The sequence below is a fragment of the Anaerobiospirillum sp. NML120511 genome, assembly GCF_023050955.1.
GTDB lineage: Bacteria > Pseudomonadota > Gammaproteobacteria > Enterobacterales > Succinivibrionaceae > Anaerobiospirillum.
In genome coordinates, this window is the sequence record NZ_JALKIK010000034.1 from 20,963 (window position 1) to 32,424 (window position 11,462).

The window sequence follows — 11,462 nt, forward strand, 5'->3', positions numbered from 1 at the left end:
AGCATTGAACCGTGAGGCTGTAATGCTCAGAACCGCCGTGTTTATTTACTCGTACCTGAATCTGCTTACAAAGTCTTTACCTGCATGCAGTCTGTCTGTAACTTCGCCTCCCCTGCCATGTCCGCTTTGCAGTACATGGTCATGGGCGCAAAGTTATGAAGAAGGACTGAACGTACCCCGGTCAGAAGTCAGCCCTGTGCTCATGGCTAAAGCCATGGTCCTGAGGCGGACTCCTGCAGGTCAGGAGGACATCTGTAGCATATGAGGCTGGTCTATAATTATGAGCTTTCTTGCATCATCATCAATTAAAACAAAGCTTCTTTCCTGCTTTGGTATTATCCTCTTCCTGTCCTGCGTGGTTTCTGGACTGTCGATTTACTCCATGTACAGGTCAATAACCATTGCTGCTGACCTTGAAGAAATGATTACCGGACCTTTCCGTCGCATTTCCGCTGTGTCTAACACTATGGATACTACCAACCAGCATATGGTTGCCTATCTGACTCCAAACCAGCAGACAGAAGCCAATCGTACCCGCCTGATGAAATCGCTGGACGAGTTTAACACTGCCGTAATTGCAATGAGGACCGTGCCTGAAATCGAGCAGCTTGTTGCTACAGTAAGATCTCAGACAGTAGTCTACCTGGATGTCTTTAACAAAGAGGTAGTCTCTCTTATCAACAACAACCGTCCATATGAGGCGCTTGAAGTCTATCTCAATGTTATTGCGCCTCTTACCAGTGAAATGAAAAGCAATATGGCGAAAGTTTCTGCCATTCGCTTTGACCAGATTGTCAGAATGACAAAAGATCTGGTGCAGACCAAATCCCTGGGCGTCGTTCTGGCAATTACTGTGGTACAGGTTATTATGAGCATTATCATTGCCTTTGCCATAGCCTCATCTATTCAACGCTCAATCAAGGTACAGTGTGATGCTGCCCTGGCCTTGTCCAAGGGTGACTTTACCTACAAATTTCCGCCAGCATCCAAGGATGAGTTTGGTATTCTTAACAGCTCCATGACCGCAATGGCGACCAAACTGCGCCAGACCATCTCAGAGGTTGTAACTCTCTCCAACGAGATCAGTCAGTCCATGAGGAAAGTTGAGAACGCCTCCTCAGACATCTGTGACGCTATGTCACGCACCGAGAACCAGGCAATAACTGTAGCGGCATCAGCAGATGAAATGGTTGCTACCACCTCCAACATTGCCAAGAACTGTGTTGAAGCAGCCAAGTCCTCTCAGGATTCCTCAGAGCTCACTCACCAGGGCATGGAAAGTGTTAATGCATCAGCCAGCTCTATCATGTCTCAGTACGAGCAGATGAAGCAGAACGCCACTACCATCCAGTCTCTGGTTGATCAGGCACAGAAGATTGGCTCCATCGTTGGTACCATTGACGAAATCGCCGCTCAGACCAACCTGCTGGCTCTTAACGCCGCCATCGAGGCTGCCCGTGCTGGTGAAGCTGGTCGTGGCTTTGCCGTGGTAGCAGACGAAGTTCGTGCTCTGGCCACCCGTACAACCTCCTCAACTCAGGAGATCCGTGGCATGGTGGACCGCATCCAGGCAGAAACCACTCACGCTACCGAGGCCATGCAGGCCAACCTTGATAACATGTCTGAAGTTGCAGCCAACACCTCTACCGTTCAGGAGACACTGTCTAACGCTCTGAACTATGTAAATGAGGTAAATGCCCAGATCACCCAGATTGCAACCGCTGCAGAGCAGCAGACCTCTGCAACCTCTGAGATCTCCAACAATATGCAGACCATCACTCACGCTTCAGCTGATGTATCTCGTGTTGCTCAGGATGCCCGTCAAATCTCGGTATCCACCTCCGAGCGTCTGCATGATCTGATTGAGAACCTTAAGTTCTTCAAGATTTAAGACTTCAGGTTAAACCCGGAAACAGGCAGCAACTTAAGCACCTCATAAGCTCAGGTTGCGAACCTGCTCAAAGGAGCCATGCCCCTCACGGGACATGGCTCTTTTTATTTCCGGAAAACTCAAACCCCTGCCACCCATCTCTAACCTGGCCGCCACCACGGCCTTTGCCCGTCGCCACAGCCTTTGCCCGCGCCACAGCCTTTGCCCGTATTCAGGTTCCTTCACCCGCCTCCAGGTTCATGCGCGCGTCGCCAAAGTCTTTGCCAGCCACCAGACTCGATGCTCATCCCTAACACACCTGATTCCTTTGACCGCTGCCGTGCCCAGGCATTTTAGCGGCTGGTGGTTATTCCGGTATTGCCCCGTCTGTTACTGTCAAAGGCGTAAGTCTATCCCCATGCTTTGAATTATAATCATTCGCGGTAACCTTACATGCCCCCTGTTTAGCAATGATGGCAGTCACAGCCCAGTATTTTTATCTGTGTAATGATCGAGGAGCATTTTCACAAGTAAATGGCATTACTACCGGTTTTGACTTTATTTAAGTCATGACATCAGTATATTATGTGTGCTGTGACCGCAGGTCACCTGTATTCAGTCACATCCAGCCAGCTGCCTGAAACTTCCACAGGCTTCAGATGCTTTCAGCAAGCCACAGGACAACTGATGCCCTACAGTAGTTTGGGGCCAATACTCACTGTGCATCAGGCTTCAGGAATGCTTTTTAGTCTGTCTTACAGTAATGTCTTGCAGGCATCTGTTGCTGTCATGGCTTGAGACCAGTCATACAATGGGCCAGGGAAGCCATGCTCTTGCCATGCCCCAGTGAAAGATGCTGTTCATAATGAGCATACCCAGTGAACTCCAGGTAAAACAGGCATTATTGAGCTTTAGTAAGCAATATGCGCTGGAAGCTCTTGACAGGTCGTAAGGACGGTCTGGTCATAAGGAACTGAGGGCTTTATGGCGGCAGTACCCCTGACTGGGCTTATGAACTGTGTGGTATTGCCATACAGGTGCCACATGTGCACAATATTAAAAACATATGCAGACTTATTTAAGAGCAAATCAGACAAATATCATATTTTTCCGCTCTTAATCAGCATTAATACAACTGGCTCTGATATCTTTCTGGCTGCATCTGCTGCCAAAGCTGCACCCTGTGTGCATGGCAGCTGCCATTTATCAGAGCCCTGTACAACCGTCATAACTGTCACAAACGAAGATCGTAAGGCGTCCGTGATGCCGCGTATGCCAGTCAGTACATAAGGTCCTTGCTGTAATCAGTCCCGCCTCCCGAAAAGATGGTCAACCCGAGGATTGAAAGGCCTGCCCTCAAAATTTGCAAAAGAAAAGAATGCTTTCTGGCAGCACATAAATCAGCCAGTCTGCTTCTTACTGTCCCGGTCAATGCAAACGATAGCATTGCCATATTTAAGGGATTTCAGAGCAGCAAAGCAATAGATGAAGTTCCGGACTTACCCAGGTGTGTCAGGCAAGAACAGACAAAGGTCGAGGCCCTGTAGCGGGACCAATGACTGACCGATGTTATTTGCAGCCCTGTCATACAGCAAAATTCAGTACATCCTGATAAAACTTCGTGCCTGTCCCGGGCCCATGTTACTTCAGTAAGAACTAATCTGCCTTAAGTTCAATAAGAGCAAATATCGGCCTCCTGCAAGGAAGGCTGATGCTGCAGCACAGAATCAAATCATCAATACCTGACAGAGCAGTAATACAACTGCACATGAATCTGCACATGAATCTGCACCTGAATATGTACCTGCACCGCATACTGCCGAAGCCGCCTCTGGGCTGCTCAGCCTGTATGATTCAGGCCCTGCTGCTGTCACGCCGACAGACCGTCGGCCCCAGATCATTTTTCAGTGGCCTGCGGACTGTTGTGTATGTCTGTATAGAAATATTTTTGACAATATAGTTTGTCCATTACGGCGCTATTTATGCATCACCCGCATAGATGCAGTTTTTCTGACCATGTGTTGCGGGCCGTTTTTTGCCCCAAACCTATGCAGCGTATTCTTACGGCATTTTCAGTATCATACGAGGACAATTATCTGTGCTTTACGGGCTGTCTGACAGATGTTAATACAGAGATTTGCAGCTCCCTCCGGCAGTGCTCTATCGCGTTCTGCCATGTATAAGGATGCGGCTCCTGCAGCCCTTTATGTAATTGCAAAACTCTGAGCTTGACCATATGTGCTGACTTTTGCTGCCCGGTACCGCCGGTGGCTGGTCGATTCACTCAAACCCTTGTGCTGCCGGGTACCTCCGGTAGCTGGTCGATTCACTCAAACCTTGATGCTGCCCGGTACCGCTGGTGGCCGGTCGATTCACTCAAACCCTTGTGCTGCCGGGTACCGCTGGTGGCCGGTCGATTCACTCAAACCCTTGTGCTGCCGGGTACCTCCGGTAGCTGGTCGGATTACTGCAGTGTATGGGTTCAGCAGGAGAGCTTTGCGCATTTTGTCTGCCAGCTGTTGCTGATAGCCTGATTCAGGTTGTTAACTGTTGTTTTGGCTTTTGCTATTTCAGATCATGACCGGGCAGTTGATGGCTGTCCGCTGTCGTGACCTGTGATTACCGGTATCTGCCTGTTGGCTTAACCTGCCCGGGCTGATTTTGTCCAACTCCACCCCTCAGCGTTCAGGGCGGTGCCCTGCCTGTAAGGGCAGTAGCTGCGGCTTTTGCAGCAGGCTGCACTTATGGGATGCATAAGGACGTATGTAAGCGCTCTGAGGTTGTCAGCCTTATGGCTGTGACCTTGATTTCGAGCATTTACATGGTCTTTGCAGTGACACCTGCAATAACGCATATTGGCTGTTTAATATGAGTCTTTTTGCTTCTTCTTCAATTAAAACCAGGCTTCTTGCCTGTTTTGCCTTAATAATGGCCCTTTCAATAGTGGTAGCCGGTCTTTCCATTAAGGCAATGTACAGCTCCATCAGTATTGCTACCAGTCTGGAGGAGACCATTTCCGGAAGCTACCGTCGTATTTCGATTACAGGATCGTCCCTGGAAAATACCAATGCTGCCATGGTGTCTTACCTTACCCCTAACAATCAGACCCCGGCAAATTTGCAAAAACTGCAGAGTGATATGGAAAAGTTCAGAACAGCCGTAAACAATCTGCTCCTTGCTCCGGATCTGAAGGAAAGCGTTCAGCAAATCAAGGATGATGCCGCCCAGTATCAGAAAATTTACGAAAACGACATTGCCTCTTTAATCCGTGCCAATCGTCCTTATGAGGCCCTTGAGGTTTATCTCAATATCCTTGCTCCCCTTACCACCAGGATGAAGCACGCCATTGAGAATATTACTGATATCCGCTTTGGCGTCATCGAGCAATCCTCCAGGGAGCTGATCCAGACCGGCAGCCTGATGACTGTAATCGGTCTTACTATTGTCCAAATCATTGTGAGCATCATTATTGCTCTGGCCATCTCCTCTTCCATTCAGAGATCCATTCAGACCCAGTGCGCTACTGCAAAGGCCCTGTCCAATGGTGAGTTCAACTACAAGTTCCCACCTTCAACCCAGGATGAGTTCGGTGTACTGAACAATGCCATGATTGCCATGGCTGCCAGGCTGCGCGAGACCATTTCCCACGTCATCACCCTGTCCAATGAGGTTGATGACTCCATGAAGGACATGGAGCAGTCTGCTGTGAACATATGCGAAGCCATGGACCGCACTGAGCGCAAGGCTATTGCCGTATCTGCCTCTGCAGAGGAAATGGTTGCTACCACCACCAACATTGCCAATAACTGTAAGGATGCTGCCAACTCATCTCAGGAGTCATCAGACCTTACCAATCAGGGTATGAAGAGCGTTAACGACTCTTCCCACGCCATTCTGACTCAGTACGAGCAGATGAAGCAGAACGCCTCTACCATCCAGTCGCTGGTTGACCAGGCTCAGAAGATCGGCTCCATTGTCGGCACCATTGACGAAATCGCTGCTCAGACCAATCTGCTGGCTCTTAACGCCGCCATTGAGGCTGCCCGTGCCGGTGAGGCCGGTCGTGGTTTTGCTGTGGTAGCTGACGAAGTTCGTGCTCTGGCTACCCGCACCACCTCCTCCACTCAGGAAATCCGTGGCATGGTGGATCGCATCCAGGCTGAAACCACTCATGCTACCGAGGCCATGCAGGCCAACCTCGACAATATGTCTGAAGTTGCCTCCAGCACCTCACACGTTCAGGAGACTCTCTCCAACGCTCTGAACTTTGTAAATGAGGTTAATACCCAGATTACTCAGATTGCTACTGCTGCAGGTCAGCAGACCCAGGCCTCATCTGAGATCTCCAACAACATGCAGGACATTACCCATGCTGCTGCCGAGGTAAACGGTGTAGCTCAGAATGCCCGTGAGATCTTCATCGCCACCTCAGGCCGTCTTTCTGATCTCATCAATAACCTCAAGTTCTTCAAGATCTAAGACTCAAAAAAGCCAGGAGCTTCGGCTCCACAAAACCCAGAGTCATGGGCGGCACTGCCGCTCATGGCTCTTTTGCTTTTTTGAACCCGCAAAATCCCGAATCTCCAGCCCCATCCGCGCCTGCGCGCCGCCGCTCCAACGCAGCACACCTGCGCGCCTCCAGCGCATCCCGCCTACGCTGCTCCCATACAGCAAGACCTCGATGCTTCAATGCAGCATGACCTGTTGCTCCAACGCAGCACACCTGCGCTGTTCCCATGCAGCACGGCCCCGATGCTCAAATGCAGCTTGACCTGATGCTAAATGCAGCTCACCTGCGCTCCAGCGAAGTAGTCCGCAATGAGCATGCTGCACCCGGCGCAGGGCAATTAACCGGTTACAGACCATGCCATGTTCCAGTCCTGCACATAACCTGCACCAGGCCTGAATTTGATCTGCACTTTAACCCGTACTCATCTGCAGCATCAACCAGCACAGGTGGCTCATGCACTGGAGGCCAGTGCACACCGGGTAAGCCCCACTGTCCATATCAGCAGCAAGCCCGCGAGCATGTAAACTTCAATCAGGACCATAATCCGCACGAGCAGCTGGCACGGAGTGGACACTGACTCATTGCGGGCTGCTTACTGCATCAATGGTGATACTTGAGCTCAAGCTCCTTATTTCATTGTGCATGAGCTCATCGCTGTCAATTGGTCTGGTCAGGTAAAGCAACTGTCCAGGATCGCTTGCAAACAGGCTATTGTGAATGGCTGAACACATTCATACTCCTGGTCATTTTGCAAGTGTTGTCAGTCAACTTGTATGGTAGTGTTGCGATGACTTTGCGCATGGGAGTACACACCGCCCTTATCTTATTCAATTTATCCTGTTGTATCTGACTGTACTGTTATCTGCTTTGTTTCTTATAAACATACTTTCGACGAAAGGTACCATTTTGTCGTGCAGCTTGCGCTGTTCGGGCCGTAAAATTGTGCGTCTTTGCGATCCTGGAACTGTCTTTTGCGAAAAATATGCATTAGAATTGCCCTAATGACACAGCAAGTGAGAACCCCATTTCCTGAACAGTGCCGGATTAGCGACCGGTAACCGTTTTATCAGCCCGATATTCCCTGGGCGTATATCCATTGCTTTATGTCCTCTGTTATGGACAGTTTTGCTTTTGAGAGATGTTCAGGACATCAAGGCATACAGCTGCCTGTTCAGCTTTTTGTGCACCATACTGCTGATTCCCCAAGCAGTTATAGACTCTCTCACTGCCCTGTCAACACTGTTTGCTCTTTATCCCTGAGGTGTTTTCAGGCGAAGACCTTAAGCCCTGTTGTCACGACCGGCTATCTGACCTGATTCAGTACATCTGCCCGACCAAGAGACCTCTAAGGCCCTCACACACTTGCCTGCCCGCTTCTCTTTGCTCAGCGGTTCCGCACTCTGAATAATCCATCAGGACTCCATATTTATGTCTCCTTTCAGGGCGGCAGCCATAAGGCACGTCCCTACACTGTCAATGGCCCGGCCAGGCATTTGAGTATGCCCCTGGAATATGGCCCCTGTGACTATGCGTGTCTGCGGCGCTCTGACTGCGTTGCCATGTGGCCCCTGAGCGCGGGCCACAGCAGGGCACCTTGCGGCCATTGTTGATTTGCACTACCTGAGGCCCTGTGACCCTGTGCCTCGTACTGTCAAGCTCTTAGTCTGCCCGGTAGAGGGAGAGCCAGGCGCACCTGAATGCGCCTGCTGCAATACCTGTTTCATACCTGCAAGGTCTGGTACCTGCAGGTCAGGTGCATATACTGCCCAGCCCGCAGGTCGGGCAGTGCAGCCCCATGCCTGTTATCGGGCAGGGCTGGCGCCTTAAGTTCCAGTTCCCTGAGCTTTCCGGTATGCCCGGCTAAATCAGGATTGTTTGTTTTGGCCAGCCTATGGCTGAGCCGGCATTCACACACATTGCATGCCTTGTAACCATGCCTTTGAGGCAGATAAGCACTCATGATGCCATATTGCCCGGGTTTGCTGCGGCCACGGCCACACTGCCTGAAGCTCCATGGTGGCAGGCAGTTTCCTTCAGGCTCTTTGCTGTAGTTCCCTTACTGCAGGCTTTTTGCTGCAGCTCCTTGCTGCAGCTGAGCTGCTTCATGATGTGTTTTCTCAAAGTGATCTGCCGTGCCCTGCTGTAGCCCAACAGGTGTAGTTATGAGATTCTCGTCGATCAAAACAAGGCTGTTAGCCTCATTCCTGTGCATTCTTTTCCTGTCGTGTCTGGTTTCCGGACTGTCCATCAGGTCAATGTACAGCTCCATCTCTATTGCCTCTGATCTGCAGACCATGATTACGGTCCAGTATCGTCAGATCAACGATATCAGCAAGAATATCGAAACTGCCAATGAGGCCATGGTCCGTTATCTGACGCCAAACAATCAGAGCGAGGACAACCGCCGCAAACTCGAAGAGTCAATTGCTGAGCTCAATCGCACCGTATCGGTACTGCATGTAGCTCCGCAGATTAGCAATCTGCTGACCTCGCTGAAAGCCAACACAGCCAAATATACCGAGTACTACAACAAGGATATAGTTTCCCTTATTAACAGCCACCGTCCTTACGAGGCTCTCGAGGTCTATCTCAACATGATTGCTCCTCTGACTACCGTGCTCAAAAAAGAGGTAGATCAGATTACGGCCTTCCGTTTTGGCATTATCGAAACCAGATCGGCTGAGCTTATTCAGACTGGCAGCCTGACCATTGTTATCTGCGTTACTGTGCTGCAGATCATCATGAGTCTGGTCATTGCCCTCAAGGGTGCCAACTATATCCAGCGCAATATCGAGCTGCAGTGCCAGAATGCCAGCGCCCTTGCCCGAGGTGAGTTCAACCTGCAGTTCCCTCCATCAGCTCAGGATGAGTTTGGTCATCTCAACGAAGCCATGAAGGCCATGACCACCAAGCTGCGCGACACCATCGGCCATGTTGTTACCCTGTCCAATCAGATTAATGACTCCATGACCAGCGTGGAGCAGGCCTCCTCCAACATCTGTGATGCCATGTCCCGTACCGAAAGCCAGGCCATCACTGTAGCTGCCTCGGCAGATGAGATGGTTTCTACCACTCAGAACATCGCCTCCAACTGCGATACAGCCGCCCAGTCATCCCAGCAGTCTTCAGACCTGACTCACAATGGCATGGAGATGGTTAACAAGGCCGCAACTGACATCAAGACTCAGTATGAGCAGATGAAGGCCAGCGCCTCTACTATTAACACTCTGGTAGATCAGGCTCAGCAGATTGGCTCTATCGTCGGCACCATTGATGAAATCGCTGCTCAGACCAACCTGCTGGCCCTCAATGCTGCCATTGAAGCTGCCCGAGCAGGTGAGGCCGGTCGTGGCTTTGCCGTAGTAGCTGATGAGGTTCGTGCTCTTGCAACCCGTACTACCTCCTCAACCCAGGAAATACGTGCCATGGTTAACCGCATTCAGGCTGAGACCAGCAATGCCACTGATGCCATGACGGCCAATCTCGACAGCATGGCAGAGGTTGCTGACAGCACTATCACAGTTCAGAAGACTCTGTCTGACGCGCTCAACTGCGTAAATGAGGTAAACCGCCAGATTACCCATATTGCCGAGGCCTCAGAGCAGCAGACTACCGCTACCTCCGAGATCTCCAACAACATGCAGGCCATTACCCATGCCTCGAGCGATGTCTCGCATGTGGCTCAGCAGGCCCGCCAGATATCCATTGAGACCTCCAACAGCCTCCATGATCTGGTACAGAATCTCAAGTTCTTCAAGATCTGATCTCATTAAAACAACTTGCGCCCAGCCATGCATCAATACATCAATGCACTCTGGACTTTCTGCTGACGCCCTCTGCAACTGAGAGCAAGGGTACTTTTAGACTGTTTAGTAGTACTTTCAGTTACCAAATCGTTCCTGGTAAGACCTAAGTAGCTGTATCAAGTTATGCCACTGCAGTCAGTAAGGAACTGTTTTTCAGTCAAAAAATACATGTTTCTTTGGGAGTCGTGATCTGTGCCTCAGCGCACAGCTCATGACTCCCTTTTTTTCGTGCTTCTATTCCCTTATGCTAAATACCTAAAATCTGATTTTCATATTGTACAGTTCGCTTTACATCGATCCTTAAAGACACTTGAGGCCCTGAAGCTCTAACATCAGGCCAGGCAGCCCTTTTCAGCTGGGCATCAACATGCTGACTACCACGCTTGAGCGTTTCATTACCATCAGGACATACATAAGGCAGATAACGAGTTTCCAATATATCGATACCTCAATATGTTAGCATATCCATGCATGATGCTCCCTTAGTCTGCCCGATGTTCCCCTGGGTCGCCATGAACAAAGTCTCATATGCTCACTTTCTTCAGGTGCAAAGCTGTTTTGTATCAGGCTGCTGCTCTATTTGCTATACCGCTGCTGCACTGTTTTGTATTCAGCTGCTCTGACTTCACTATAGCGATTTGTCATAGATTTACTGTTTCGCTCATCTTATGAGCAAGATGCAAACTTCTTAAGCAGATAACAGCCTGACTGATGGGGATTATGGCTCTCATCAGGAAGAAACTGACCATTAACATCATCCAAAGTCCCTGGATGCGGGCCGTTTTGACCGCCAATGATGAAATCTGAGCGTTCAGATGAGGCATTAAGCTGCATCATTGAGCAGTTATCAGGTGCAAGCCTGGGTCAATCACAACATAAGAGCAGCGCAGGAGTGAGCTCATCATGATCACCATACGTCCTCTTCGTTTTCGCAACCACCCTCCCGAATGCTGGTAATTGTCCTGTTAGCACTGAGAGACTCATACATGAAACAGCTGTACAGCAAAACAAACAGGCCTTCGTCCAACCGGCCCGTTGATTGCACTGAATGAGAAATCAAGCCGTTCTGAGCTGACTTACACAGCACTTACAGCTCATGAGTCCCCATGAAAGTAAGAGCTTTATTAACAGTAAATGAAGAAAATCTGTGAGATCACTGCGGCACCGCTTATTTGCTGACTGAAGCCTGCAGATCTGAGCATTGTCTGCGCTGAGCAGACCTGTTTGTCACAAACTTTGACCTTACCTTTATCCCTGAAAGCCATGATGTACCTGT

4 protein-coding genes are annotated in these 11,462 nt (G+C 50.0%); 3 read left to right on the forward strand and 1 reads right to left on the reverse strand.

Translation table 11 applies throughout. The features are described 5' to 3' along the window. The first annotated feature begins 280 nt into the window (after nucleotides 1–280). From MXE39_RS09475 to MXE39_RS09485, 3 genes are all read left to right on the forward strand, one after another. Nucleotides 281–1,891, forward strand: a complete 1,611-nt coding sequence (locus MXE39_RS09475) for a methyl-accepting chemotaxis protein (RefSeq protein WP_246978722.1) — start codon at nucleotides 281–283, stop codon at nucleotides 1,889–1,891. Between the two features lie 2,907 nt (nucleotides 1,892–4,798). Beyond that, nucleotides 4,799–6,349: a methyl-accepting chemotaxis protein gene (locus tag MXE39_RS09480; RefSeq protein ID WP_247074016.1), complete on the forward strand. Its 1,551-nt coding sequence runs from the start codon at nucleotides 4,799–4,801 to the stop codon at nucleotides 6,347–6,349. Nucleotides 6,350–8,542: 2,193 nt separating this feature from the next. Beyond that, nucleotides 8,543–10,144: a methyl-accepting chemotaxis protein gene (locus tag MXE39_RS09485; protein ID WP_246978724.1), complete on the forward strand. Its 1,602-nt coding sequence runs from the start codon at nucleotides 8,543–8,545 to the stop codon at nucleotides 10,142–10,144. Nucleotides 10,145–10,433: 289 nt separating this feature from the next. On the opposite strand, the gene MXE39_RS09490 is transcribed toward MXE39_RS09485, so the two are convergent. Then, the gene (locus MXE39_RS09490) at nucleotides 10,434–10,622 is read right to left on the reverse strand and encodes a hypothetical protein (RefSeq protein ID WP_246978725.1); all 189 of its coding nucleotides are present in this window, start codon (nucleotides 10,620–10,622) and stop codon (nucleotides 10,434–10,436) included. Between the last annotated feature and the right edge of the window lie 840 nt (nucleotides 10,623–11,462).

Bases quoted from the DNA above. Each gene is read 5' to 3' on its own strand.
- MXE39_RS09475 (WP_246978722.1), top strand. From the start codon at position 281: ATGAGCTTTCTTGCATCATCATCAATTAAAACAAAGCTTCTTTCCTGC.
- MXE39_RS09480 (WP_247074016.1), top strand. From the start codon at position 4,799: ATGGCCCTTTCAATAGTGGTAGCCGGTCTTTCCATTAAGGCAATGTAC.
- MXE39_RS09485 (WP_246978724.1), top strand. From the start codon at position 8,543: ATGAGATTCTCGTCGATCAAAACAAGGCTGTTAGCCTCATTCCTGTGC.